This window comes from Paraburkholderia aromaticivorans (genome assembly GCF_012689525.1).
Taxonomy (GTDB): Bacteria; Pseudomonadota; Gammaproteobacteria; order Burkholderiales; family Burkholderiaceae; genus Paraburkholderia; species Paraburkholderia aromaticivorans_A.
This window is the reverse complement of sequence record NZ_CP051515.1, coordinates 3,056,857-3,083,260: the sequence shown is the minus strand read 5'-3', so window position 1 is coordinate 3,083,260 and position 26,404 is coordinate 3,056,857. Positions and strand designations below refer to the sequence as shown.

At 62.3% G+C, this 26,404-nt stretch carries 25 protein-coding genes; 15 read left to right on the top strand and 10 right to left on the bottom strand.

Annotated features, from left to right (window positions below; all coding sequences use genetic code 11):
• Positions 1-19: 19 nt before the first annotated feature.
• A complete protein-coding gene (locus tag HF916_RS25645; RefSeq protein WP_168791561.1) occupies positions 20-1,654 on the bottom strand; it encodes a D-alanyl-D-alanine carboxypeptidase/D-alanyl-D-alanine-endopeptidase in 1,635 nt (544 codons plus the stop codon).
• Positions 1,655-2,094: 440 nt separating this feature from the next.
• On the opposite strand from HF916_RS25645, the gene HF916_RS25640 reads away from it, so the two are divergent.
• A complete protein-coding gene (locus HF916_RS25640; RefSeq protein ID WP_431311414.1) occupies positions 2,095-2,721 on the top strand; it encodes a chromate transporter in 627 nt (208 codons plus the stop codon).
• 34 nt (positions 2,722-2,755) lie between these two features.
• Complete coding sequence (locus tag HF916_RS25635) at positions 2,756-3,292, top strand: chromate transporter (protein WP_168791560.1); 537 nt, start codon at positions 2,756-2,758, stop codon at positions 3,290-3,292.
• On the opposite strand, the gene HF916_RS25630 is transcribed toward HF916_RS25635, so the two are convergent.
• Positions 3,289-4,203 (bottom strand): LysR family transcriptional regulator, encoded by a 915-nt coding sequence (locus tag HF916_RS25630; RefSeq protein ID WP_168791559.1) that lies wholly within the window; start codon positions 4,201-4,203, stop codon positions 3,289-3,291. The genes HF916_RS25635 and HF916_RS25630 overlap by 4 nt on opposite strands.
• A 231-nt stretch (positions 4,204-4,434) precedes the next feature.
• Between HF916_RS25630 and HF916_RS25625 the strand changes: the two genes are divergently transcribed.
• The 4 genes from HF916_RS25625 to HF916_RS25610 are packed head-to-tail and all read left to right on the top strand — an operon-like array spanning position 4,435 to position 8,228.
• Positions 4,435-5,778, top strand: coding sequence for an MFS transporter (locus HF916_RS25625; RefSeq protein ID WP_168791558.1), 1,344 nt, complete (start codon positions 4,435-4,437; stop codon positions 5,776-5,778).
• 7 nt (positions 5,779-5,785) lie between these two features.
• Entirely contained in the window at positions 5,786-6,526 is a 741-nt protein-coding gene (locus HF916_RS25620; protein WP_168791557.1) for an SDR family NAD(P)-dependent oxidoreductase, read from the top strand.
• Positions 6,523-7,371, top strand: coding sequence for a sugar phosphate isomerase/epimerase family protein (locus HF916_RS25615; RefSeq protein ID WP_240975497.1), 849 nt, complete (start codon positions 6,523-6,525; stop codon positions 7,369-7,371). Before HF916_RS25620 ends, HF916_RS25615 begins: the two co-directional genes overlap by 4 nt.
• Positions 7,368-8,228 (top strand): amidohydrolase family protein, encoded by an 861-nt coding sequence (locus HF916_RS25610; protein WP_168791555.1) that lies wholly within the window; start codon positions 7,368-7,370, stop codon positions 8,226-8,228. The genes HF916_RS25615 and HF916_RS25610 overlap by 4 nt, the downstream gene beginning before the upstream one ends.
• A 32-nt stretch (positions 8,229-8,260) precedes the next feature.
• Here the strand turns inward: HF916_RS25610 and HF916_RS25605 are convergent, their stop codons facing one another.
• The 3 genes from HF916_RS25605 to HF916_RS25595 are packed head-to-tail and all read right to left on the bottom strand — an operon-like array spanning position 8,261 to position 11,108.
• Positions 8,261-9,031: an ATP-binding cassette domain-containing protein gene (locus tag HF916_RS25605; RefSeq protein ID WP_168791554.1), complete on the bottom strand. Its 771-nt coding sequence runs from the start codon at positions 9,029-9,031 to the stop codon at positions 8,261-8,263.
• Positions 9,031-10,032 (bottom strand): ABC transporter permease, encoded by a 1,002-nt coding sequence (locus HF916_RS25600; protein ID WP_168791553.1) that lies wholly within the window; start codon positions 10,030-10,032, stop codon positions 9,031-9,033. The genes HF916_RS25605 and HF916_RS25600 overlap by 1 nt, the downstream gene beginning before the upstream one ends.
• Positions 10,029-11,108, bottom strand: coding sequence for a sugar ABC transporter substrate-binding protein (locus HF916_RS25595; protein WP_168791552.1), 1,080 nt, complete (start codon positions 11,106-11,108; stop codon positions 10,029-10,031). The genes HF916_RS25600 and HF916_RS25595 overlap by 4 nt, the downstream gene beginning before the upstream one ends.
• Before the next feature lie 713 nt (positions 11,109-11,821).
• Between HF916_RS25595 and HF916_RS25590 the strand changes: the two genes are divergently transcribed.
• Positions 11,822-12,595 carry an enoyl-CoA hydratase gene (locus tag HF916_RS25590; RefSeq protein ID WP_168791551.1) on the top strand — a complete coding sequence of 258 codons (774 nt, stop codon included), beginning with the start codon at positions 11,822-11,824 and terminating at the stop codon, positions 12,593-12,595.
• A 63-nt stretch (positions 12,596-12,658) separates the two neighbouring features.
• Here the strand turns inward: HF916_RS25590 and HF916_RS25585 are convergent, their stop codons facing one another.
• Entirely contained in the window at positions 12,659-13,093 is a 435-nt protein-coding gene (locus HF916_RS25585; RefSeq protein WP_168791550.1) for a MarR family winged helix-turn-helix transcriptional regulator, read from the bottom strand.
• Positions 13,094-13,418: 325 nt separating this feature from the next.
• On the opposite strand from HF916_RS25585, the gene HF916_RS25580 reads away from it, so the two are divergent.
• From HF916_RS25580 to HF916_RS25570, 3 genes are all read left to right on the top strand, one after another.
• Positions 13,419-13,907 (top strand): SRPBCC family protein, encoded by a 489-nt coding sequence (locus tag HF916_RS25580; protein ID WP_168791549.1) that lies wholly within the window; start codon positions 13,419-13,421, stop codon positions 13,905-13,907.
• A gap of 224 nt (positions 13,908-14,131) precedes the next feature.
• Positions 14,132-15,346 (top strand): mechanosensitive ion channel family protein, encoded by a 1,215-nt coding sequence (locus HF916_RS25575; protein ID WP_168791548.1) that lies wholly within the window; start codon positions 14,132-14,134, stop codon positions 15,344-15,346.
• A gap of 150 nt (positions 15,347-15,496) precedes the next feature.
• Positions 15,497-15,835, top strand: a complete 339-nt coding sequence (locus HF916_RS25570; RefSeq protein WP_168791547.1) for a DUF190 domain-containing protein — start codon at positions 15,497-15,499, stop codon at positions 15,833-15,835.
• Positions 15,836-15,917: 82 nt separating this feature from the next.
• Here the strand turns inward: HF916_RS25570 and HF916_RS25565 are convergent, their stop codons facing one another.
• Both HF916_RS25565 and HF916_RS25560 read right to left on the bottom strand, forming a co-directional pair.
• Positions 15,918-17,231, bottom strand: coding sequence for an MFS transporter (locus HF916_RS25565; protein WP_168791546.1), 1,314 nt, complete (start codon positions 17,229-17,231; stop codon positions 15,918-15,920).
• Between the two features lie 144 nt (positions 17,232-17,375).
• Entirely contained in the window at positions 17,376-17,807 is a 432-nt protein-coding gene (locus tag HF916_RS25560) for a VOC family protein (protein ID WP_168791545.1), read from the bottom strand.
• A 334-nt stretch (positions 17,808-18,141) separates the two neighbouring features.
• On the opposite strand from HF916_RS25560, the gene HF916_RS25555 reads away from it, so the two are divergent.
• Positions 18,142-18,882, top strand: a complete 741-nt coding sequence (locus HF916_RS25555) for a GntR family transcriptional regulator (protein WP_168791544.1) — start codon at positions 18,142-18,144, stop codon at positions 18,880-18,882.
• Positions 18,883-19,027: 145 nt separating this feature from the next.
• On the opposite strand, the gene HF916_RS25550 is transcribed toward HF916_RS25555, so the two are convergent.
• Together HF916_RS25550 and HF916_RS25545 are read right to left on the bottom strand one after the other, a co-directional pair.
• Positions 19,028-20,413, bottom strand: a complete 1,386-nt coding sequence (locus tag HF916_RS25550) for an MmgE/PrpD family protein (protein ID WP_168791543.1) — start codon at positions 20,411-20,413, stop codon at positions 19,028-19,030.
• Positions 20,414-20,486: 73 nt separating this feature from the next.
• Entirely contained in the window at positions 20,487-21,236 is a 750-nt protein-coding gene (locus HF916_RS25545; protein WP_168791542.1) for an FCD domain-containing protein, read from the bottom strand.
• 195 nt (positions 21,237-21,431) lie between these two features.
• Between HF916_RS25545 and HF916_RS25540 the strand changes: the two genes are divergently transcribed.
• The 4 genes from HF916_RS25540 (at position 21,432) to HF916_RS25525 (ending at position 26,384) form a co-directional block, all read left to right on the top strand.
• Positions 21,432-22,799, top strand: a complete 1,368-nt coding sequence (locus HF916_RS25540; protein WP_168791541.1) for an MmgE/PrpD family protein — start codon at positions 21,432-21,434, stop codon at positions 22,797-22,799.
• A gap of 133 nt (positions 22,800-22,932) precedes the next feature.
• Entirely contained in the window at positions 22,933-24,216 is a 1,284-nt protein-coding gene (locus HF916_RS25535; RefSeq protein WP_168791540.1) for an MFS transporter, read from the top strand.
• A 117-nt stretch (positions 24,217-24,333) separates the two neighbouring features.
• The gene (locus tag HF916_RS25530; protein ID WP_206001857.1) at positions 24,334-25,635 is read left to right on the top strand and encodes an MFS transporter; all 1,302 of its coding nucleotides are present in this window, start codon (positions 24,334-24,336) and stop codon (positions 25,633-25,635) included.
• Positions 25,632-26,384, top strand: a complete 753-nt coding sequence (locus HF916_RS25525) for an SDR family NAD(P)-dependent oxidoreductase (RefSeq protein ID WP_168791539.1) — start codon at positions 25,632-25,634, stop codon at positions 26,382-26,384. The genes HF916_RS25530 and HF916_RS25525 overlap by 4 nt, the downstream gene beginning before the upstream one ends.
• Positions 26,385-26,404 lie beyond the last annotated feature (20 nt).

Below are 26,404 nucleotides of genomic sequence, written 5' to 3'. Positions count from 1 at the left end.
CAGAGGGGGCGCCGCCGCATTACTGCAGTTTCCAGAGCATCGCTGATATCGTGCCTTCGTCCTGGAAGACCGCAAGCACGTCGCTGATGCCCGAAATAGGAACGTTGTTCACCGTCAGCACGAATGCGATCCGGTGGCCACTTTTCGCATCGATATACCCGGCGAGGGATTGTCCTCTCAGGAACGGTAACGACGGCGCGTTTGGGTTCTCCGTGACGTACGTGCCGGTCTTCGCGTGCACCTGGCCTTTCGCTCCCGCAAGCGTCGCGTCGGATTCGAACGCGGTGATGGTGGCCAGCGATCCGTTTACACCCAGCACCGGCAACGCGTCGAAGTAGGGCGAAAAGACCGGTGTCGTGCTCATGCCTCTGAGCATGGCAATGACCGCCGTACCGCTCGCAGTCGAGTCGCCGCCGCCGCTGCCGTCGATGAAATGGTATTCGCTCGACGGGATCTTGAACGTGGTCGACAACTCGACCTGTTCCGCCGCTAACGCGCCGGTCAGCGTCGTCGAACCGTTGCGTGCGAGACCGAACAGCATGAGGCTCGTATCGGCGCCGATGTTATAGCTGACCTTCATGACGTATCTGGCGTATTGCTCATAGGGTTGCGAAGTGAGTTGCGCAACCTGCGTCGCGCTCGAATACGAGCCTTGCGCGGGCAGCAACTGAACCGGATTGGCAGCGACGGGCGTTGCCGTAACCGTGACACCCGCGCGCGCCAGCGCTTCGATGAACACGGTGCGAGCGTAATTGGAGGGCTCGGTCACGCGGAACGCGCGGATCAGCGGGTAGGCGTTCGTCAGTGGCGGCACGAAACCCGCCGGCACGTTGCCGGTTATGTTGCCGACACAACCCGGCGAGCCGATGCACAACGGCGGTTCCGGCGCGAGTTCGATGTCCAGCTTCGAGGCCGCGCTGCCCGTCGCGAGCGTGGATTGCACGCTGAACGCGGCCGTTTTGGGCCGCCAGTCGAATGGAACGGCCGAGCCTTCGGCGCTCTGGTTCAGGGTGACGTCGACCACGTCGTCGTTGACGAAGATCGGCCGCACGTTGAATTCACCGCGAAAGTCGAAGGGCTCGAAAAGCCGGTCGTCGATCACGACATCGCCATTGATCGTTTTGATGCCCGCAGCCGCCACCTGCGCCGCGAGGGAATTGAATCCGGCGAGCGGATCGGGCGTGGCGAGTATCGCGTTGCCCAGCGAGTTGGCCTCGTTATGATCGAAGTTCGTGATGGCGATCGTGCCGTCCGGGTTGGCTCGGCCGCCCATCGTCAGATCGCCGCTTGCCAGCAGGATCAGATTGCCGGTGAGCGTGCCGCCCGCACCGACCGTGCCCTGCCGGTAAACCGGCGTGACGAACTGATGCTGCGCACCCAGTTGATTCAGCGCGGAGCCGACCGAAAAGAGCTTGCGCACCGAGCCGATCAGCATTTGGGCGCTCGAGTTCAGGTCATAGATCACATGGCCCGAGTCGAGATCGACTACCTGCATCGACCAGGTCGCGTTCTGGTAGATCGGCTTTTGCATCACCTGCATGATCGAATCGGGGACCGTCGGATTCGAACTGAGCGAATCGCCGCACGACACCAGCAAAACGGCGCTCGCGATTACGGCCCAACGTTTCCACGGTCGATCGATTGTCGGGCTCATGGCATGTCTCCGGCGTTGACTGCACTTGACTGCAGGTTAGGCGGCTCGATTCGCAGCGGATGCATCCCGTCACGGCGAGATCATGGCATCAGAAGGTCCGGCGGTCAGGCGAACGACATCGCCGCATGAAGTGAAAATCACGCACGGTACGAAACTGGATTTCCGGCAACAGCAAGTCAATGTACTTCTACTTTTTTGGCCCGGCCGGCAGATAGTGGAATTAAATACCGTCCTGAACGGGTGTCAAGGAGACTGTTCGCCCTCGCGTGCAGGCAGAGAAGCTTTGGCGTCGTTTCATGACGGGCGATTTAGGCCGGCCTATTGCGGCTATCATTTAGCACCAGGAGCCAAGCGGGGTGATTGCGTCGTTGTGGCCGTCACGACGCCAACGACGCATCACGATTCCCCGGTTTTGCCACACAGTTCGTAAGGAGAGGGCATTGGTCAACGGCACCCACGGGCAAGAAGTTCTCGAACCGGCACCGGGACGCGAAGCTATCGGGCAAGGCGGCGGACAGGCGCCAGTGAAGGTGACCGCGCTAGGGCTGTTCCTTGTTTTTTCCCGCATCGGGCTGACGAGTTTTGGCGGCGGCTTGAGCGGATGGTTCCTGCGCGAATTCGTGCACGACCGGCACTGGCTGAGCGAGGAGGAGTTCCTCAACGGACTGGCGTTGTCGCAGGCGCTGCCGGGCGTCAATATCAAGAACCTGGCCATCTGGATCGGTTATCGCTTGCTGGGTTGGCGCGGGGCGCTGGCCGGATTTTGCGGCATCATCTTTCCGCCGGCCATCGTGATCGTGCTGCTCGGCGCGTTCTTCTCGGCCATCGCCTATCTTCCGCTCACGCATATCGCGCTGGCCGGTGCGGCGGCAGGTGCAATCGGCCTATCCGCGGCGATGGCGATCACCGCCGCGCGCAGGCTGCCGCGGCGCCTGTTTTCGTATCTCATGCTGATCGCGACCTTCGTGGCAGTCGCGTTATTCAGGGCGTCGCTCGTGTGGACAGTGTTGATAGCTGGCGTCCTGAGCGTCGGCTACGAATACGTCCGTTCGCCGCGGCAGCAATAACGACAGTCGGGCAACTTTCAGAAAGCCACATCACGTGTCCAGAAATCTCATCGCACTGTTTTCGGTTTTTGCGCCGCTTTCGATCGTGACGGTCGGCGGCGGGCAAGGGATCATTGCCGAGGTCCAACGGCAAGTCGTCGACGTGCATCATTGGACGACGCACGCCCAATTCCTGAGCGACTTCGCGATTGCACGGCTCGCGCCGGGTCCGGGCTCGCTGCTGGCCACATTGATCGGCTGGCAGGTCGGCGGCTTTGGCGGAGCCCTCGTGGCGACGCTGGCCTTGTTCGGGCCAACGGCGTTCCTGATGTGCGGTGTCGTACACGTGTGGAACCGACATGAAGGCGCCCGCTGGCTGAACGCATTGCAGGCGGGTCTGCGGCCTGTTGCCACCGGTCTCATTCTGGCCGCTGTCTACGTGTTGATGAAACAACTCGATGGCGGCTGGATCGCGTGGCTCACCGCGGCAATCGCGACGGTGCTGGTGATGACGACTCGAATCAACGCGCTGGTGTTGATCGCGGGCGGCGCGGGGTCGTTTGTCGTGCTGCACTTCGCGGGTTTGCTCTAGTCCGGCAGCGATGCCCCCGCAATCTGCCGGTTGATGCGTTGCGCCTGCTTGTAGACCGCATGCATCAGCAGCGCCGTATTGCGGGAAGGCGGCGAAAACTTCGAATAGACGAAGGTCGAAACGAGTTCGAGTTCCTCGATCAGCGGGCGGATGATCAAGCCCTGACCTTCAGCGGCGAACTCGTCGACGATAGCAAGCCCGAGCCCGCCCTTCACCAATGCGAGCGCCTGGTCCGCGCGCGTGACATCCACCACGGATTGCAGTTCGACGTTGGCCTGCTGGCATGCGCGCGCGATCATCGTGCCGAACGGAATATCACGCCGGAAGAGAACCATGGGCTCGCCAACCAGTTCGGCCAGCGCAATGGGCTCATGCGAGGCCAGCCGATGAAGCGGCGGCACGACGCACACCATCCTGCCGCGCATGAACGGCACCACGTCGAGATGTTCGTGCTCGATCGGCATCGACGTGACCGCCACGTCGACGGCCTTGCTCAATACTTCAAGCGGCATGTCCGCCATCAGGGTGGTGTGCCAGTCCACGCTCAGCGCCGGCAACTGCCGTTTCAACTCGACGATGGCGGGCGCGACGATCGACGTCGCCAACGACGGACTGCAGGACACCCGCAGCAGGCTCGCCGGCCCAAGCGCCAGCGCCCGCGCGAATTCATCGACGCTCAGCGCCGCCTGATAGACCTGCTCCACTTCCCTGAATAGCGCCTGCGCTTCCGCTGTCGGTATCAGCCGGCCTTTCGTGCGTTCAAACAGGCGCAAGCCCAAGGTGGTTTCGGTGTGGGAGATGAGTTTGCTGACAGCCGGCTGGGACACGTAGAGCATCTTCGCCGCTGCGTTGATCGACCCGGTCAGCATGACCGCGCGAAACACTTCCATCTGCCTGAGCTTGAACCGCATGCATCCTCCAGAACGCGTAGCCGGAGATATTAACCAAAAGTTATAGGGTAGCTGAAACTCGGCATACGACAAGCTTGTGGCAACTATCTAGTATCTGCTCAACGGGAGCCCGTCTCCCGCATTGCGTAACGCGCACAAGCCGCATGACCTGAAACGCTCGCTAAGCGGGCAGCCGGTGAGGGCACAGGGCGGCTCGCGAAGCGCGCCAAGAGCAGACAGGATGGAGACACGATGAATCAGGCAACTCAGTCTGGCGTCGCGGCAATCGACGTTGCCACAACCGCGCGGCGGACCCGCGCCCGCTTCGGCATACTCGCGCTGCTGGCGGTCGGCACGATGATCAACTATCTGGATCGCAGCGTCGCCGGCATCGCCGCGCCGAGCATGAGTCACGAACTCGGCTTGAATCCGGCGCTGATGGGCGTGATCTTCTCAGCGTTCTCGTGGACCTACACGGCTTCGCAGATTCCCGGCGGCGTGATGCTGGACCGCGTCGGAACCCGGTGGACCTATTTCTTCGCGCTCACGCTGTGGTCTCTTTTCACGGGGTTGCAGGGGCTCGCAACGGGTTTCGTCTCGCTGCTGATCATGCGCCTCCTGATCGGCATTGCCGAAGCGCCGTGTTTTCCGACCAACAGCCGGGTGGTCGCGATCTGGTTTCCGCAGAGCGAGCGCGCCCGCGCAACCGGCATCTACACGTTCGCGGAATACGTCGGCCTGGCTTTCCTGAGTCCGTTCCTGTTCTGGCTGGAACAGCGTTATGGATGGCGCGCGTTGTTCGGCATCGTCGGTACGGTGGGCGTCGTGTTCGGCGGCATCTGGCTCATGCGCTTTCACGAGCCGCATCAGTCGAAACATGCGAATCGCGCCGAACTCGATTACATCGCGGATGGCGGCGGCGTGGTCGACGGCAGCCAGCAGGCCACGCGTTTTCGCTGGTCCGACATCGGCGCGCTCCTCAAGCGGCGCAGCATGCTCGGCATCTGTCTCGGCCAGTTCGCCTGCAATTCGACCAACGTGTTCTTTCTGACGTGGTTCCCGACTTACCTCGTGACCGAGCGTCATATGCCTTGGCTCAAGGTCGGGTTGATCGCGGTGCTGCCGTTTATCGCCGCGTCGGTGGGGACGCTCGCGGGAGGCTGGATCTCCGACGCCATGCTGCGCCGGGGCATCTCTCTGAACTGGTCGCGCAAGCTGCCGGTGATCGTGGGCCTGCTCGCCGCGTCGAGCATTGTTCTTGCGAACTATGTCGAGTCCACTGCAACCGTCATCGCGATTCTTTGCGTTGCCTACTTCGCTCAAGGGATGTCGGCGCTTGCGTGGATGATCGTCTCGGACATCGCACCGAAGGGTCTGCTCGGTTTGAGCGGCGGCATCTTCAACCTGTTCGCCAATGCAGCGGGGATCGTCACGCCGCTGGTGATCGGCCTGATCGTCAACGCGACGGGTTCGTTTGTCTACGCGTTGGCCTTCATCTCGGCTGTCACGCTGGTCGGCGCGTTTTCGTACATCTTTGTAGTCGGCGATATCAGGCGCATCGAACTGCAAGACGACATTCTTCAAGCAAAGGAATAAATTGAATATGACTCGCTCTCTCGACGGGAAAGTGGCCATCGTCACGGGCGCCGCGCGTGGCATCGGTCTGGGCATCGCGCAAAAGCTGAAAGCGGATGGCGCACGCGTGGCGGTGTGGGATCTGAACGTGAACGACTGCGGTGCGCAACGGCTGGGTTTCATGCCCGACCACGTTCAGCAAGTAGACGTCGCCGCCATCGACTCGGTCGAACAGGCCTTCGCGGCCACGCTCGAACATCTCGGGCACGTGGATATCCTCGTGAACAACGCGGGCATCAACGGACCGGTGGCGCCGTGCTGGGAATATCCGGTGGATGCATGGCAACGTGTGATCGCCGTGGATCTGAACAGCGTGTTTTACTGCTGCCGCGTCGCGATTCCGCATATGCGTGCGCGTGGCGGCGGCCGCATCGTCAATGTGGCGTCGATCGCGGGCAAGGAAGGCGTTCAGTTCATCTCGGGGTACTCGGCGGCGAAAGCGGGCGTTATCGCGTTCACCAAGGCCGCGGCGAAAGAGCTGGCGAAGGACAACGTGCTCATCAACTGCGTCGCGCCGGCGATGGTCGAGACCGAACTGTTCACTGAAATGTCCGACGCGCATATCGAGGCGAGCAAGGCCAAGATTCCGATGGGCCGCTTCCTGCAGATCGAGGAAGTCGGTGCGATGGTCAGCTGGATCGCGAGCCCCGAATGCAGTTTTACGAGCGGCTTCACCTTCGATCTGACCGGCGGGAGGGCCACCTATTGAGCACGCCGACAGAAGCGCCGAAGCTCGCGGTCGCGCATCTCACCGCGCTGGAACTGGCCCCGCTGGAGTGGGTAACGCAGGCGGCGCGCGCGGGATTCGATGCAGTGGGGCTCAGGCTGAACCCGACCTCCGCGGATGCGATCGCGTACCCGTCCATCGTGGGGAGCGAAGCGCATCGCGCACTGCGTCGCGTGCTCGTCGACGAGGGCATGACGGTGCACGACGTCGAGTTCATTCCGGTGCTGCCCGATATCGACGTCGCGTCCTATGCGCCGATGTTCGACGCAGCGGCCTATCTGGGCGCCCGTTGCGTCACGGTCTCGGGCGACGATCCCGACGCCGGGCGGCTTGCGGCCAACCTCGCGGCCCTGTGTGAACTGGCCGCGCAATATGGCCTGCGTGTCGATCTGGAGTTCATGCGCTGGCGCCACGTCGGTACGCTGAACCAGGCCCGCTCGATGGTCGAGCGTGTGGACAATGCCAACCTCGCGATTCTCGTCGACGCGTTGCACCTCGCGCGCTCGGGCGGCAGCCCGGCCGACATTCAGGCATTACCCGTGGGAATGGTGCGTGCCGTGCAGCTTTGCGACGCGTCGCAACACGCGCCGGTCGGGGACGACGCGACGATCCTCGAAGCGCGCGCGGGCCGGTTGCCGCCGGGCGAAGGGGTTTTGCCGCTCATCGACTTGCTGGACGCGCTGCCTGCCGGCACGGCCTTGGGCGTGGAAATGCCGTTGCCGTCGCTGCCCGCGAAGGACCGGCTCGAACTTGCGTACCGAAGCACGCGCGCTATGCTTGAAGTTGCACGCTGCCGTCACGCATCGCTCGGAGAGTCGCATCAATGAATATCTTCGATGAAGAGAAGATCGACTGTCACAACCATATTTTCGATCCCGACCGTTTTCCTTATCGCGCCGACACGGCGTACCGGCCGTCGATGCAGGAGATCGGCACCGCTGCGCAGTTCGCTCACGTGATGGACGCATGCGGCGTGCGGCATGCGTTGCTGGTCGGACCGACGAGCGGCTACCGCACTGACAATCGCTGCATGCTCGATGCCATCGCGCGTCATGGCGATCGTTTCAAAGGCATCGCCGTGGTGGACAACGACGTGAGCCGGGCAGCGTTGCTGGAGATGAAGGGCGCGGGCGTCGTCGGCGTTGCCTTCAATCCGGCGATGGAAGGTGTCGAAGTGATGAGCGATGCCGACGCGCTATTCAACACGCTGGCCGACCTCGATATGTTCGCGCAGATCCAGGTCACGGGCGATCAGTTGGTCGCGCTCGAACCGCTGATTGGGCGGACTGCGACGCGCGTGCTGATCGACCATTGTGGTCGCCCCGATGTCGCGGCCGGCTTGAACCAACCCGGCTTCCAGTCGCTGATGCGTCTTGCCGACACGGCGCGCACTTTCGTCAAGATTTCCGGGCTGCAGAAATTTTCGCAGCTTGACTATCCGTACGAAGATGCGCAGATTTTCGCGCGGCAGATTCTGCGCACGTTCGGCCCGGATCGCTGCGTGTGGGGTTCGGATTGGCCGTTCCTGCGCGCGCCGGCGCGAATGGATTATGCGCCGCTGCTGACGTTGGTCCAACGCCTGATTCCCGATCCGGACGCACGCCGACGCGTCTTGTGGACTACGCCTCGCAGCTTGTTCGGCTTCGGCGCTTGCGATACGGTCGCAGCATTGAATGAGCCTTGAGGAGCGGAGACGGCACGTCGGCGGAGGTGATATCAGCGCGTCGTTGCCCGCATTGCCCGATATTCGCGTCGCACGATATCCATCAGCTCCTCGACGGACGTGCTGGCTGCCTCACGCTGGTAGGTCACACGTCCGCGTTGCATCAGCATCACACGGTCTGCGATGTCGAGCGTCTGCGCGTAGTTGTGCATGATCATGATGATAGACAGGCCGCCTTTCGCCTTGAGCCGAAGGATCAGGTCGATGATCAGTCCCGCCTCGCGGGCGCCCATCGCAGCCAGCGGTTCGTCGAGCAGCAGTATCTTTGCATTCGAATTGACCGCGCGAGCGACCGCGATAGCCTGCCGCTGCCCGCCGGAAAGCTGCTCGACCGGCAGGTCGACCGAGGGCACGTGCACGCCGATTTCTTCAAGACACTCCGCGGCGCGCTCACGCATGGCGCGATTGTTCAACAGGCGAAATGGCCCTCGACGGATGATTTCCCGATTCAGGAACATGTTGTGATAAATGCTCAGGGAATTGGCGAGCGCCAGATCCTGATAGACGCATTCAATGCCGAGTGAACGGGCGTGATCGACCGAGCGCAGCATCGTTTCCGCGCCGCCGACAAAAAGCTTGCCGCTGGTCTGCTGATGAAAGCCAGTCAGAATCTTGATCAGCGTCGATTTGCCTGCGCCGTTGTCACCGAGTACGCCAAGAATCTCGCCCTGTTTTAGCGTCAGCGTCACGCCATCGAGCGCGGTAACCGCGCCGAAACGTTTGACAATGTCTTCGCCGCGCAGCGCCTCCAGCACCTCGGACATTACAGCTCCCCCTTGCGTGCGAGACGAACCACGTGGATGTTGAAGATCATGGCGCCGAGAATCGCCGCGCCGAGAATCATGTTGAAGGTGAAGGCGTTGATGCCGATCAGCGTGAAGCCGTCGTTGAGAATGCCAAGCACCGCCGCGCCGATCAGCCCGCCTATGATCGTGCCCGATCCGCCGGCGAGGGGCGTGCCGCCAATCACGGCAGCGGCGACGGCAAGAAACATGATCTGGTTGCCGCCTGCTTGCGGATCGATCGACGTGATGCGGAAACCCTCCAGGATCCCGGTCAGCCCGGCGAGCAGCGCGGCAAGAATGAAGTTGCCCAGCTTCAGGCGTCTGACCTGTATCCCCGCCTCGCTCGCGCCCAGCGGATTCGCGCCCGACGCGATCGTATGCAAACCCCAGCGTGTGTGACGTAGCAGCACGTGCATGAAGGCCGCAATGGCAAGCGTCCAGATGATTTCGCTGTAACCCCATTCGCCCATGAATGCCGCAAATGCTGAATTTTCCGGTGGCGAAACTGGTGTGCCTCGCGAGATCGTCAGCGTGAGGCCGTTCACGAAGAACAACGTGCCGAGCGTCGTCACGAACGATGGGATGCGCAGGTATACCGTCACCGCGCCATTGATCAGCCCGACGATGCCCGCGGCAACCACGCCGGTGAGCATTCCAAGCCATGGCGGCAAGCCCGCCTCGATGGCGAAATGCATGATGAACGGCGCAAACGCAAAGACCATCCCGGCGGAGAGATCGATCTCCCCGCCGATCATCAGCATGATTTCGCCAAAGGCAATGATCGCCACTGGTGCGATGAATTGCGAGAGATTCTGCAGACTCGCGCCGGTCAGCAGAAAGTCATGGTTGACCGTTTCGAAGTAGATGCAGAGGATGAGCGCCACCGCAAAGATGCGGATCTCGCTGGAACGTCCGAGCGCGCCTGACCAGCGCCTCGGACGTTTGGCGGGTTTCTGGGCGTCCGTCACGGAAGACGTCACCCTTTGATCGCACCCGTGCGTGGCACGATCTGGGCTTTCGTGCTCTTGCCTTCATAGCGCGTCGACGTGTTCAGGTACGGATCGACTGTACCCTTGGTGACGAACTTCAGACCCGTGTTGACGTTGGCCGGCCCAACGAGCCCGCCGGAGGCGAGAAAGGTGAACGCCTGGACCACGGTATAGAAACCCTGCACGTACGGTTGCTGGTCGATCGTGAAATCGAGGAAGCCTTCGTTAATCAGATCGACCGTGCGCGGCAACAGGTCAAAGCCGCCGCCGTGGACACCTTTGGACGGCAGGTTGGATTCCTTCATCGTCACGGCGACGCCCTGGGTGCTACCCGCGTCCACCGCGAACATGCCTTTGAGATCCTGGTGGCCGAGAAAGAAGGATTTGATCTTCGAGAGTTCTTCGTTGACGGTCGCGCCGGTTGCGATGGTCTGCACGTCGATCTTCTTGCCCGATTTCTTGATTGCAGCCACTGCGCCATCAAGGCGGGGCTGAATGTTGAGCTGGCCGGGCGTGGCGATAAAGAGCGCGACGAGGCCACTATCGATGAGGCTCACGATCCGCTCACCCATCTGATAGCCCGACAGATAAAGATCCTGGCCGATATACGCAAGGCGCGGATTCGTGGAACCCGAAGGGGCGTCGGCGTTATAGGCGAAAACGGGAATGCCGGCGTCGAGCGCGGCCTGAATGGGTTTGTCGAACGCCTTGGGGTCGACGATCGGTACTGCGATTGCGTCGGCTTTCGCGGCAATCGCCGCGTTGACCGCATTGACCATTTCGCCGATGTCGGCATTGGCCGAGCCGGTCCATTGATAGTCCATGCCCAGCAAAGCGGTCGCGTCCTGAATGCCGTATTGCGTCGGCACGAAGAACGGATTCGTCGTCACATGGTTGACGAAGACGATCTTCCATCGTTTGTGCGCTGGAAACGAACCGCCTTCCGCCGCCTGGGCCGGCGTGATCATTCCACCCATTAGCGCCAGTGCTGCAGAGAGGCCTGCGCCCTGCAGCAATCCCCGACGCGTGCCCTGTACTTCGTCCTTGTCTTCCTTCGATTGCGCCATCTCAGTCTCCCGTCTCTCAGTTGTCGAACGTTTCACTGGTTGTAACGGCGCAAGCAGACAAAGCTCCGGCAAGACAGGCACCGGAACCGGGCATCACTCCTTTCGGAAAGCCCACGTGCACGCGCGTACGCATGACTACCCCTCAGAAAATGCTATATCACGCACTTTTGCCTACTAATCGATGTATACCCTTAAACTAGTTTGACTAATGAATGACTGGCGTGCCGCTTGCGCCATTTTTATTCGTACCGCAGGGTGCGGCGCAACACGCGCGGAATCATGCGTCGTTGGAATGATGTGCACGATACACCGATTTAATAGCATTACTACGGAGTTGGTCCCTGGAAGAAGAGGGAAGTGTAGAACGCAAAGCGTTCGCTCCGTTCTCCCCGATGGTTCGGGGCAGCGGCAAACCAATTATTGGGATCCGAAACGCGCAATGCACGTTTTCGAAAGCTTGATGAACGCGTGAAGCGCGGCGTGCCGAAAGCGGGCCGTTTTCCGGTGGAACTCCCGATGTTTTCCAAAGCGAGTCGAACTTGCGTCCCGCGGCGGCGTGACCGCTGATCCGCCTTGTTCGACTCGTCGATGACAAAAACATTTACTTCGTATGCGAATATTATATACTTCGCATACGAACATGTTGATGCGCTCAAATGTGCCCAGGCGTGCCTACCCGTAGATAGCCTGAGTAAATCTTTGGAGATGAGGCCATGAATCCAGAAGTGAATGTAGAGCTTGCAACCGGCGTGCTGGCCGTGACGATCTCGCGACCGGGAAAAATGAACGCCATTACAAACGTGATGTATGGCGCGCTTGCGGATGCAATCGAGCGGGCAAATGTCGATGACGACGTTCGCGCATTGTTGATTCAGGCAGATGGGGACATGTTTACAGCCGGTAACGATCTCTCGGAATTCGCCACGCAGGCTACGGGCAACGGTCCACAGAAGCATCACGTAGTCCGCTTTCTTCGAGTTCTGGCTGAAGCAACAGTGCCTATCGTAGCCGCTGTTCAGGGCAAGGCGGTCGGAATCGGTACGACGATGTTGCTCCATTGCGACTACGTGCTGTTATCCGAGGAGGCGCAATTGATGACCCCCTTCGTGAATCTGGCCTTGGTTCCTGAAGCCGCCTCGAGCTACCTCCTGCCGTTCCAGATTGGACATGTCAGGGCATTCGAAATGTTCGCGCTCGGCGACCCCGTTTCGGCTGATACCGCGGTTGCCTGGGGCATCGCCAATCGGTTGGTCCCCGTTGCGGAATTGCGTACGGAAGCACGCCGGATTGCCGAGAAAATTGCCACCAAGCCCTACGGATCACTGACAGCAACGAAACGGCTCATGCGGGACGCAGAGCGGCTGACAGCCCAGATGGATCGGGAAAGCATCACATTCGTGGAGCGGCTTGCCAGCGCGGAGGCGAAAGAAGCATTCCTGGCGTTTGCTCAAAAACGCCGGCCAGACTTCACGAAGATACCGCGCTGATGGGAGCGGCGTTCACTGCCGAGCAGCGGCGGCACGGCGGTGCCGCCGTGTTCATGTGTCGCGCTATGCCGTTTCCTCGTCGGCGTCAGGAAACTTGTCCTGCAAACTCGTCAGCCAGCGCGCAACCACGTCGATCTCGGACTCTGTAAATCCCTCCGTCAGTCGGACATTCAACTCAGCAAGACCCGACTTCGATCGCTTGAGTGCGGCGCGTCCTGCGGCCGTTAGCCAAAGTCGCGACGCGCGCCCATCGAGTTCGTCCGAATGGCGTTCCACGAGACCGGCCCGCTCAGCTCTGTCGACCAACCCGCTCATTCCCGGCGCCTTGAGATCGAGCGCCGCAGCCGCCTCGCTCGTGAGGGCTCCGTCGCTTTTCCCGAGAAAGAAAAGCAGCCCCGCCTGCGCTGCAGTGACTCCACCTGCGGCTGTCCGAGTCTGCGACCACCGATGCAGGCGCTTTTGGCCCACATTGAGCAGATATACGAGCCGATGATCCATGTTTCAACCTCACCTGTTGCGCTCCGGAGGGCGGCGCTTTTTTTGCTGGGATTTAGTTCGTGCGCGAACTTTTATCTTAGCATACGTCGTGTGCGCCATATTGCGTCGGTTAGGTTTGCGCGCTTCCAGCCGACGCTCATCTAGCACGTTTCAGGAACCCTAACGCCGAGCGAGCCAACGTCCGCTCCGCGGATTCGGCTTTCGGGCGCTCGCCGGCTGCTTCTAGCTGTCCTACGGTTTGTCGCGCGGCGCTGTTTCGCCGGTGATGGCAAGTGCAGCGAGCATCTGCCAAAATCTCTAGAAGAATACTAAGAATGGAGGCAGCTTGCGTACGGTCGAATACCGCTTTTCCACCATCTGGCGCATCGATGCGCCCGTGCAGGCAGTGTGGGCGGCAATCCAGGATTCGGCGCGCTGGCCCGAATGGTGGCATAACGTCGAGCGCGTGGACCAGCTGGAGGCAGGTTCGGATCAGGGCGTGGGCGTCGTTCAACGCTATACGTGGAAAGGCAGGTTGCCCTATCGCCTGGTGTTCGATATGCGGGTGACGCGCGTCGACCCGTTGATCGCGCTGGAGGGGGAGGCCAGTGGCGACGTCGAAGGCGCCGGCCGGTGGAGTTTTTCGACCGACGGGCGCAATCTTACTGTGGTCCGCTATGACTGGTGCGTGCGTACGAACCGCGCGTGGATGAATGCATTGGCGCCGTTGTTGCGACCGGTTTTCCAATGGAACCACGACGCAGTGATGCGCGAAGGCGGCGCGGCGCTCGCGCGGCGGCTGGACGCGCGGCTGCTTGGCATCGAGCAGGGGTGAAACTCGATCCGGGCCAGGGCAGGGGTCAATCAGTGCAAGCACGCATTCGCCAGTTGTACGATGAAGTGTGCCGTGCAGGAGCCGCCGGACCAGCGGTAGCCCGGTTCGTCCAGGGTCACACTTTGCGAACGTTGCTGCGGCGGCGCTTGGGTAAGGGAGTACGTGAGTTGCGGGCGTCGTGAATCGCTGTGGCCGCGACAGGTTCGCCGGCAATGGGAGAAACCATGTTCGACAATGCGCTGCGTATCGAAAGCGGACCAGACTGGCATCACTTCCACGTCTATACCGACAGTGAGTTTGTCGCGGTACTGCTCGTCGTGGCGCTGCTGGTCGCGATACTGCTGGCCAGCGCGATCTGTTACTACGTGACGCGCTCGATCATGCTGTTGATCGTCAGCCGCCTCGCGCGCCAGGAGCGGCACAAGTGGCTGCGAGCCGCCGAGCGCCACAAGGTCTTTCATCGGCTCGCGCCGCTCGTGCCCGCGGCAATCGTCTACGCGGCAGGTCCGCTGCTTTCCGGCATCACGTTCCCGATGATCGCGGCGCTCGGGCATCCGCTCTCGGTGCTGGCGGCCTGCTACATGGTGTACACGGTGTTGCGCGCCGCGCTGGCGTTCCTCGACAGCGTCAGCGAGCGCTACAGCCACTTCCCCTCCGCGAGCGAGCGGCCGATCAAGAGCTTCCTGCAGATCGCCACCATCGTGCTCTACGTGATCGCGCTGATCGCCGTGATTTCGGTGTTGCTCGAGCGTTCGCCCGCTTACTTTCTCACGGGCCTCAGCGCGATGACGGCGCTGCTCATCATCATCTTCCGTGAGACGCTGCTCGGCTTCGTCGCAAGCATCCAGCTCGCCGCCTACGACATGCTGCGGGTGGGCGACTGGATCGAAGTGCCCGGCTTCGTCGCCGACGGCACGGTGATCGACATTGCGCTGAACACGATCAAGGTGCAGAACTTCGACAACTCCATCGTCATGGTGCCGAGCTACGTTTTGCTGACAAATGGCGTGAAGAACTGGCGTGGCATGACGGAATCGGGCGGCAGGCGCGTCAAGCATTCGATTCATTTCGACGCCGACACGGTCCGCTTTCCCGACGAGGCGCTGCTCGCCCGGCTGCACAGCGATATCGACCCGCCGCTCGCGGCATTTGCGCCCGATGACGCAGGCCGCCGCACGAATCTCGGCCTGTACCGTCTCTATCTGTCCGCGCATTTCCGTGACCATCCGGCGATCCGCCACGACATGCCCCTTGTGATTCGCCAGGTGCAGTCCAGCCAGCCTGTCGTCGCGCTGGAGATCTTTCTCTACATCGACGAGACTCGCTGGGAACCGTACGAAAACCTGCAGTCGGACATGCTGGACCATGCTTATGGGCTCGTGCCGCTGTTCGGCCTGCGCTGCTGGCAACCGGAATACCCGGCATCCCGGCAGCCTTAGCTGGCACTAGTTCTGCCCGGCGTCTACACTTATTCCATAGCTTGGCTGATGATGCCAACGACTGCGCCGAACCGGCGACGCAGGCATTGCCGCGCCTCTCTACTGACAAGAATAATCAACAGCGATTCAGCGCGGACAGGAGACACCGACATGAACGGCTATCAGGTCACCTTCTTCACTCAACAGGATCGCCGCCATCACGGCAAACCGCTGGCCGACTGGCTCGTCCATCTTGCGGGCGAACTCGGTTTGCGTGGTGCAACCGTGATACCGGCCTGCGAAGGAATCGGCCACCATCACCGCATTCACTCCGCACACTTCTTTGAGTTGGCGGACCAGCCTTTGTCCGTCGTGATGGCGATGACGAGCGACGAAGCCGACCGGTTATTCGACCGGCTGCGCGCCGATGGTGTGCATCTGTTCTACGTGAAGATGCCTGTCGAGTTCGGCGTCATCGGGAACGACAACGGCAACGCTGCGAAGTCTTAGCCTGCGATTTCGTGCGCACACTCCGCGAGGTTCGACGCGCCGAGCTTGTCGCCCACCGACATGCGTCGACCAGGCGGCGCGTTCAATAAGCATCCATCTGCGCTGCAAAACCGGCGGCTTCTTTCGCTTTTGCTTCCGGCTCGCCGAGATAGGGACGGTCAGGGCGAATCCAGTGCGCAGCAATCGGCCCGAGCAGGAGAAAGAACATCGACAGCGCAAACACAGGCTGCCATGAATGCATCGTATCGACGAGCCAGCCGACCAGCAGTGGCGACACCGAAGCCGCAATGCCGAGCCCCGTGTTCATGATGCTGCTCGACGTCGCCGCGTGATTGGGCGCGAGGTCCATTGCGACGGCCCACAGCGGCGCGGTCACCAGTTCGGAGAGAAACAGCGCGGCAGCCAGCGAGAGCGCGGCGAGCGTCGACGACGTGTGCAGGAACATCGGCACGAAGAACACGATCGGCGCGAGAAAACCGACGGTAATCAGCGTTTGACGCGAGCGGCGGATGTTGCCGGTCTTCTTCAGCATCAGATCGCTGAGCGAGCCGCCAAGTGTGGTGCCGACTACGCCGCTCAGGAAAATCCCCGAACTGAAGATGGCCGAATGCCGGATATCCAGGTGATAAGCCTGCGCAAAAAACGACGGCATCCAGTTCAGAAAGAACCACAGAATCCAGCCGTGACAGAAACTCACCACAGAAGCCGGCCAAAGCGCGCGCAAGAGCGGCGGCCAGCGCATCGGCACGCGTGTCTTGCCGAGTTTCGCGGGCAGGCGCGCGATGTCCTGGGGCGTGATACCCGGATGATCGGCGGGATTGTCGCGGTAATACCAGACCCACAGTACGACCCACGCGAGACTCGCCGCACCGAGCACGATAAACGCGATGTGCCACGAAAATGCGGTGATCAGGCCGGCGACGAGAATCGGCGTCGATGCATTGCCCAACCGGGCGCAGGCATGCGTGATGCCTTGAGAAAAGCCGCGCCGCTCGGGTTCCATCCACGCGGTCAACGCGCGGGCCGATGCCGGCACGATCGGGCTTTCACCCAACCCGACGACGAAGCGCGCGAGCAGCAACGTCCCCAGCCCGCCGGCGAAGCCGGTCAGGAGCGTGCCGAGACCCCACAGCACGCCGCACACGGCGAGCATCTTGCGGGCGCCGAGACGATCGCCGATAAAGCCGCCTGGAATCATCGCGAGCGCGTAGGTCAGCGCAAAGGCGGAAAACACGATGCCAAGCTGAGAGTTGCTCAGATGCAGATCGCGACGGATCGCGAGAGCCGCAGTGGAAATGTTGGTGCGGTCCACATACATCAGGAACGACATGATGCACAGGACAATCAGTACGCCTGTCGTCGCGGAAAAGCGGTTGCGGCGGCGGATCGATTCCATCGTGTCTCCTCCTTGCGACCACGCAACGGCATGTGCCGTTGCGTTGGGTGTCGCGGCGCCGCGAGAATCGCCCCACGTCGCCGTACGTCGAACAGTTCGCTATGAATTGGTGTGATGCGAACTGAAACGCGAACTTGAACGTACTTACTCGAGCACTTCGCCGTGTACGCCGGCGGCGAGCGTCTTCTTTTCCCAGCGCTGCATCGGCACGACTTCGGCAACCGGGCCGTTCGGCGAACGGAACTTGACCGGCAGATGACCCGGCGCCGTCAGGATTTCGCCGCCGTTTTCCTTGATCTGCGCGATGAACGCGTCGAGGTCTTCCACTTCCATACCGATGTGGTGAATGCACGGCGCCGGGCCGGCGAAATCGGCTTCATCGGAATCCGACTGCTCATAGTGAATCAACGTCAGGTCCATATAACCGTCGGTCAGGTGATGCGAAATGTGGTCGCCGTTCTTGCCCTTGCGACGCACCGTATTCACGTGCCTGTAGCCGAACACGTTCTCATAGAACGCGCGTTCCTTCTCGACATCTTCAACCTTGAATGCAATGTGCTTGATGAAATTCGGCATAACTCATCTCCTCTGATGTAAGCGCGCGTGGTTGCGCGATGAAGATCAGTCTAAGACGACATCTTGCCTTCGTCAATCGAATCATTCGAATGATGCGAATTAATAGAAGGGTTCGGGTCGATGCCGATTGCCTCCAGCCATCGCGCTCGGTATCCGCATGGCGCCGGTCGCGCTGACGCATACGGGTGTCGATCCTGTATCCTTCCGGAATTCGCCGTGCGGGCCGCGAATCGGACCGGGAGTGGCGCATGAAATGTGTGCGTTTCTCGGCCATCTCATCGCGGATCGAGCGGCTTTTTCCGATTCCTTTTTCTTCACTCTGACACTGACCTGAATGCCAGGACTTCGTACTCCGGGAGAGCAACCGCTCTATGAAATCGTCCGCGCCGGTATTGTCGAGCGCCTTCGTACCGGCCAATGGACGGCCGGCGACAAGATCCCGACGGAGCCGCAACTCGCCGAGGAATTCGGCGTCGGCATCGGCACGATCCGCCGCGCAGTCGAAGAACTGGTGGCCGAGCGGCTGCTGATTCGCCGGGCCGGGCGCGGCACGATCGTCGCGAAGTTCGCCGACCAACATGCGTTCGACCACTACTTCAGCTTCGTCGGTACAGACGGCGAATTACTGAAGGTCACCGCGCGCCTGCTGCGCTTCGGCAAGGAGCGCGCGAGTTCGGAACTCGCCGCGACGCTCAAGCTCGCGCGCGGCGCACGGCTTGCCACCGCCGACAATCTTCGGCTGCATGACGACGTGCCTGTCATGCTCGATCGTTTGTGGTTTCCGCTCGACGTGTTCCCGACTCTCGAAGCCGAGATGTTCAAGGCACGGCGCGGTTCCATCTATGGCTTTTACCAGGAGCACTTTGGAATTTCGGTCGTGCGCGTGGTGGAAGATCTGGGCGGCGCGGCCGCCGACGAAGAGGTGGCGCGCGCGCTGAATATCGAAGTCGGCGCGCCGGTGCTGCGCATCGAGCGCACGGCGTTCACGTTCAAGGACCAGCCGGTCGAATTTCGCGTGCGCTTCGTCGACTCGAACCGTTGTTCATACCGGAACGTGCTCGGCTTGCAGGATTGAGTCGTGTGCATCGCAGGCATAGGCAGCGCCGTGCGCCCGGGTGTCCGTGCGGAAGTGGCTGCGGTGTCCGCTTTGCGCCGACGAGGCGCTACGTGTCATCAACGAACGACGCCGATCAGTCAGGACGTCGTTCGCATCGCCCCGTCTATTGCCGGAACTGCGCGATCGCGCCGAGTGCCGGCTCGCTGAACACCGTCTCACACCATACGCGCGCCTCGTCGGCGAGTGCCGCACTCCAGCCGCCGTGCTGCGCGTTGTCGGTGAATTTAGTGGCGAGCTCGGCGCCCGACAGCGGTTCGCGCGCGCCGCCGCGCATGTGCGGTTGACGCACTTCCTTAACGGTGCCGTCGTTGAGCGTCGCGCGCAGATGGCCGGTGAAATTGCTCGGATACTCGTTGTCCGGATCGATCACGTAGCGGATCTTGCCGGCCAGCGCGAGCACCGCCGGATCGTGAATGCGCGCTTCGGTGAACTGGCTGAAGCCCGCCTTGCGATCGAAGAAACCCACGGCCATGCAGAACGGCGTGCTGAATTTGGCGGCGTAAGCGGTCGGCGGCCGATGCTTGACCGCGAGTTCTTCCCACAGCCGATGCACCGTGCCTTCGCCGACCTCGCACACGATGTCGCGAATCTCTTCCGCCTGCACGCCGCGCTCCGCGAGTGCGATCGCGCAATCGATATACGGCTGGGTCATCGTCCCGCACGCATAAGGTTTGAACGCGATCGTCTCCATGATCCACGACTTGCCGAGCGTATCGAGCACGGGCGAGAAATCGGGTGCGCGTGACGGTGCGAACGCCTTGAAGAAACCGTGCTTGCCTTCGAGCACGGTGCGCGGACCGTCGAAGCCGCCGCGCGCCATCAACGCCGCGCGAATGCCCGACTGCGCGGCCCATCCGGCGTGCATCCGCTTGGTCGAGGTGCCTTCCGCCAGATACTCGATGATCCCCGCCGCCATGCTGCCCGCGATACCAAGCGCCGACGTGGCCTGCTGCGGATTCAGGCGTAACGCACTCGCGACGCCGCCCGCTGCCGCGAGTGCGCCGATCACCGCCGTCGGATGAAAGCCGGCCGTATGGATCGCGCGCGGCGCGACGAGGCTCAGCCGGCACATCAACTCCGTGCCGACCGCGATGCCGCGCAGCAGCGCCTCGCCACCGAGACCTTCGCGTTCGCACGCCGCCAGCACCGCGGGCACGACCACCGCGCCTGAATGCACCGGACCGCCTTCGAAGGTGTCGTCGTAATCTTCGCCGTGCGCGGCGGTACCGTTGATCAGCGCCGCATCGAATGCACTGAAGCTGCCTGCGTGGCCGAGGGCAGTGCAGGCGCCGCCTGCATCGGTGGCTTGCAGCGTCGCGCGGATATACGATTCGTCACGCCCGGCGATGCACAAACCCGTCACATCGAGCAGCAGCAGACGGGCGATTTCGACAGTCTGTGCAGGCAATGCCGACGCGTGCACGTCAGCAATCCAGGCGCCGAGTTTTTCGCCAACGATTCCGTGTCCTTCTGGTTTTTCAACGCTCATACAGGTGACCACTCCGAGTCGGTAATGAAATGCGTGCACCGCCGTGCCACGCGTTCCGGGCGCGCTGTGAGGCTTAGTGCGGACCTTCGGCGACGGTGGCTCGCGGCGTTTTGCCGGAGGCGGCGCTGCCGGCGGGCGAGGGCGCGGCGTCTTCCGCGTTATGTGCGGCGATCGCGCGCTGGAAGCCCGCCTGCACGTGCTGGCGCATCGCCGTCGCGACGGCTTCGGGATCGCGGCTCGCCAGCGCGTCGAGAATCAGGCGGTGTTCGGTGTGCGACGCCTGCGAACTGCCCGCGATCGAAAAGCCGCGCCGGCGCAGCAGATGCATACGGTTGATCGTTTGCCGGTACAGACCGAGCATCGTCGCGTTGCCCGACAGTTCGACCAGCCGGTCGTGAAAGGCGATATTCAGCGTGAAGTAATTGTTCAGCTCGCCGTGGATCGAACTGGCTTCGAGCTGATCGAGCATGGCGTGGAGTTCCTGCAACTGCGCGTCGGTGATCTTCGAGGCCAGCCGGCGGCCGGCCATTTCGTCGAGGCCGGCGCGCACTTCATAGAGCTCGGCAGCTTCGTCGTCGGAAATCTCGCGAATGTAGACGCCGCGATTCTTTTCGAGCCACACGAGGCCCGCTTCCTCGAGCGCGCGAAACGCTTCGCGCACGGGACTGCGGCTGATTTTCAGATGGTCGGCGAGATCCATCTCGTTGAGTTTCATGCCGGCCTCGAGCTCACCCGTCTTGATGCGACGGAGAATTTCCTCTTGCACGAGACCGGACAGCGTGACGGAGCGAAGCAACTCGAGCGAAGTGGTGGGGCGGGGCATAGACGGACCTGTTTTGGGGAAAAGCTGGCAGTGTACAACGCACATTGCGTCTTGAAGATTGTCGACAACATACTATCCACAACGCAAGTGCGCAACTAGAATTTGCCATGATTTGCGTATTGTCGACAATATGTACAATGCGATCTTGTACCCTGCCGATTCCCTTTTCATGGCCTCACTACTCTCTACGATCCGATGACCCAAGCCGATCGCGTCACTCAAACTCTCGCGCGTTATCTCGTCAACGCGCGCGCCGACAGCCTGCCGCAAGCCGTGCGCGACCACGCGGTGCGCACTTTCGTCAACTGGATGGGCTGTGCGGTCGGCGCGTCGCGGCATGAAGCGGTCGAGATCGCCATGGCGGCGCTCGCGCCGTTCGGCGGCCCGGCACAGGCGACCGTGCTCGGCCGCACCGAGAAGGTGGACGTGCTGAGCGCCGCGCTCTTCAACGGCATCAGCTCGCACGTCTTTGACTTCGACGATACGCACCTGAAGACCGTGATTCATCCGGCGGGGCCGGTGGCGTCGGCGATTCTTGCGCTGGCTGAGCATCGACCGGTCAGCGGCAAGGAGTTCATTCTCGCGCTGACGCTCGGCATCGAAACCGAATGCCGGATCGGCAATGCGGTGTACCCGAACCACTACGACATCGGCTGGCACATTACCGGCACGGCGGGTGTGTTCGGCGCGGCGGCCGCCGCAGGCAAGCTGCTCGGGCTCGACGAACAGCAGATGATCTGGGCGCTAGGTCTCGCGGCGACGCAGCCGGTCGGCCTGCGCGAGATGTTCGGCACGATGACCAAGAGCTTCCATCCGGGACGCGCGGCGCAGAACGGCCTCGTGTCGGCGTTGCTGGCGGCGCGCGGCTACACGAGTTCGCAGCAGGGCATCGAAGCGAAACGCGGCTGGGCGAACGTGACGAGCACGCATCGCAACTACGCGGAAATCACTGAAGGGCTCGGCGAGCGCCATGAAAGTCTGCTGAATTCGTATAAGCCGTTTGCGTGCGGCATCGTGATCCATCCGGCGATCGACGGTTGCATCCAGTTGCGCAACGAACATGCGTTGAAGGCGGACGCGATTGCGTCGGTGTTGCTGAAGGTGCATCCGCTGGTGCTCGAACTGACCGGCAAACGCACGCCGCAGACCGGGCTCGACGGCAAGTTCAGCGTCTATCACTCGGCGGCGGTGGCGATCATCGACGGTCGCGCCGGCGAACATCAGTACAGCGATGCGGCCGTTCACGACGCCGCGACGGTACGACTGCGCGACAAGGTCACCGCCGAGATCGATCCCGCGATGCCGGCCGACGCCGTTCACATCACGATCACGCTGACCAACGGCGAGCGGCTCGAGAAGCACGTCGAGCATGCGATCGGCAGCATCGATCGGCCGATGAGCAATGCCGAGTTGGCCGCCAAGTTCACCGATCTGGTCGAACCGATTCTGGGCGGCGCGCACGCCGAGAAGCTGCTCGAAGCGGGGTGGCAGATGGAATCGCTGGACAACATCGCGACGCTGGCGGAGCTGGCGCGCCCTGTCGGTGTCGAGAAGACGTCGTAAAAGAAGAGCACATGCAGTACCGAAGATGACGCGCGCCTCGCGCGAAGCACCAAACGCGTCATCGATAACATTGTCGACATAACACAAGCCGCAATACCCACGAACGCGGCGGACCGTGGATTCAGGAGACGAGATGTCGGGTTCCGTCGGTGTGGCAGTCGCAGCAGCGCGTCCGTATCGCGTCTTTATCGCCACCTGGGCGGGCTGGATGCTGGACGGCTTCGACAACGCCATCTACATCTACGTGATCGTGCCGGCGTTGACCGAGTTGCTGCCGAAAAGCGGCTTCGTGGCCGATCACGCGCATATCGCGCGGCTCGGCGGTTTGATGTTCAGCCTGTTCATGCTCGGCTGGGCCTGTTCGATGTTCTGGGGCTGGTGCGCGGACCGCTTCGGCCGTGTGCCGACCATGTGCGCGACGATCCTCATCTATTCGATCTTTACCGGCGCCTGCGGGCTCGCGCCAGGCATCGTGTCGTTCGCGATCTTTCGTTTTCTGACGGGCTTTGGCATAGGCGGCGAGTGGGCTGCCGGCGCGCCGTTGTTGCAGGAGTCGGTGCCGGAGCATTTGCGCGAGCGTCTGTCGGGATGGCTGCATACCGGCACGCCGATCGGCTTTCTGCTGGCATCCGCCGCCGCGCTGGTGATTTTGCCGCTGGGCGGCTGGCGCATCCTGTTTCTGATCGGCAGCGCGCCCGCGTTGCTGACGATCTGGCTGCGGCTCGGCGTGCCGGAGTCGCGCCGCTGGCAAGAACAGCGCCGCGCACTGGGTCCGCGTGCGCGCGTCCGCGACCTGTTCGCGCCTGGCATGTCGCGCACGACCTGGTCGGCGGCGCTAATGATGACGTGCCTGATCTTCGGGCTGTGGTCGTCGACGTTCTGGATTCCGACGCTCGTGATTACCTGGCAGCGCGCGGGCGGCGCATCCGTTGCCGATGCGCAGTATCTCGGCTCGCTGAGCGGCCTGATTCTGAGCGTCGGCACGCTCGCGGGATGCGTCGCGATGCCGTGGATCGTGCGCTGGATTCCGCGCCGAAAATCAGTCGCCACGCTGTTCTTCTCCGGCGCGCTGATCTGCAACGTCACGTCGTACTTCGGCATCGTGGTGTTGCTGAAAAGCCTGCCGCTATTCCTGATCACACTGCCGCTGCTTGGCTTTTTCACGAGCGGCGTGTTCTCGCTGTTCACGATCTGGCTGCCCGAAATGTTCCCGACGATGCAGCGGGCGCTCGGTTCTGGATTCGCTTTCAGCTTCGGCCGCGTGCTCGGCGCGGCGGGGCCGTCGATTGTCGGCGCGCTCGCGGCGATGTTCGGTTCCTATCCGCTCGCGATCACCGCTGTCTCGCTGATCTATCTGGTCGGTCTGTTCTGCGTGAAGTGGGCGCCGGAAACCGCGCACCGGGCACTGCAGAAATGATCGTACGTATTCCGAATGATGTACGTCGCGCGCCGCAGGGCGTCGGCGGCAATCGAAACTGAAGGAGCAAACCATGCATCAAGGTCACAGTCGCGGTCACCGGCGGGGCGGTTCAAGATGAAAGCGAAAGCTGGCATGTTTACCGGCACGACGGGCAGAGTATTCATGCTCATCTGCGCGATGTATTTCATCGAATACGTCGACCGGGTCAATCTTTCCATCGCGGCGCCGCTATTGAAATCGGAGATGCATCTCTCGAATACGCAGCTCGGCATCGCGCTCTCGGCGTTCGGCTATTGTTATGCGATCTTCCAGGTCATCAACGGCTATCTCGGCGACAAGATCGGACCTCGCCGGATGCTGGCGTTCTCGGGCATCCTGTGGACGCTCGGCACGCTCGCGACCGGCGTGACCGGCGGCCTCATGACGCTGGTGCTCTCGCGCGCGCTGGTCGGTCTCGGCGAGGCCGGCACGATTCCGAACGCCACGCGCGCGATGGCCAACTGGGTTCCGTCGGTAAAACGCGGCTTCGCACAGGGCTTCACGCACTCGGCTGCTCGCCTGGCGGCCACCGTCACGCCGCCGCTGCTCGTGCTGATGATTCCGCTGCTCGGCTGGCGAGGCGCGTTTGTCGCGCTGGGCTGCGTCAGCGCGATCTGGGTGGTCGTGTGGGCGCTGTATTTCCGCGACGATCCGCGCACGCATCCGTCGATCACCGCCGCTGAAGTGGATACGTTGCCGCCGTATGCCGGTCCGCGCCATCGCACGGCGGTGCCATGGTGGCCGCTGATCCGGCGCATCATGCCGGTCACGCTGGTGTTCTTCTGTCATGCATGGACGCTGTGGCTGTATCTGAGCTGGCTGCCGAGCTTCTTTGTCGGCGAGTACGGCATCGATCTGAAAAGCACGGCGCTGTTTACGTCGGGCGTGTTTCTCGCCGGCGTGGTCGGTGATACGGCGGGCGGCTTGTTGACCGACGCGATCTATCGACGCACCGGCAATCTGAACACGGCGCGCCGCAACGTGATCATCATGGGCTTCGCAGGCTCGCTGGTATTCCTCACGTGCGTGCTGTTCGTGCGGGACCGGACCCTGATCGCACTGTGTCTGGCCGCCGCATTGTTCTGCCTCGAATCGACCGAAGGCCCGATCTGGGCCGTGCCGATGGATATCGCGCCGGCCTTTGCGGGCGTCGCGAGCGGCTTCATCAGCACGGCGGCCGGTCTCGCGGCGGTCGTGTCGCCGGTCGCGTTCGGCCTGATTACCGACATGACGGGCAGCTATCGCCTGCCGTTCGTGATGTCGATCGCGCTGTTGCTGGTCGGCATTGCGCTGTCGTTCTGGATTCGTCCCGACCGGCCGCTGCAAGCCAGCGCGAAACCCACACTATCAACGGAATCACTGGGAGTGCATTCATGAAAGGAGAAGTTAGCGGCGTCGCGGTCGTCACCGGGGCGGCGCGCAATATCGGCCGCGAGATCGCGCTGCAACTCGCGGCAGCGGGCAACGCGGTGCTCGTCAATGCGCGCAGTTCCGCCGACGAGGCCGCCGAAGTCGTGCGCGCGATCGAGGCCGCGGGCGGCCGCGCGGCCGCACATCTGGCCGACGTCAGCGAACCGGCGGGCGCACAAAGTCTGATGGAAGCAGCGATTCACCATTTCGGGCAGATCGACATTCTCGTCAACAACGCCGCGGTGCGTCGCGAAGTGCCGTTCGCGGAGCTGGATTACGCGCGCTGGCGCGAAGTGATGTCGGTGATTCTCGACGGCGCGTATCTGTGCGCGCATGCGGCGTTGCCCTATCTGCGGCAATCGAAGGCCGGCGCGATCGTCAATATCGGCGGCATGTCCGCGCATGCCGGTTCGGCGGGGCGCGCGCACGTGATCGCCGCGAAAGCGGGCCTCGTCGGTTTGACGCGCGCGCTGGCGCACGATCTGGGTCCGGACGGCATCACGGTCAATTGCGTGGTGCCCGGCTTGATCGCGACCGTGCGCGGCGGCGCGGCGGGCAACAAGGAACCCGCGCATCACGCTGAGCGCACCACCTTGCTCGGCCGGCGCGGCCAGCCCGACGAGGTCGCAAGCCTCGTGCAGTTTCTGTGCGGCCCGACAGCACGCTATCTGACGGGCCAGGCGATTCATGCGAACGGCGGCGCTTTTCTAGGCTGATCGTTCCGACGGCGGCGCGG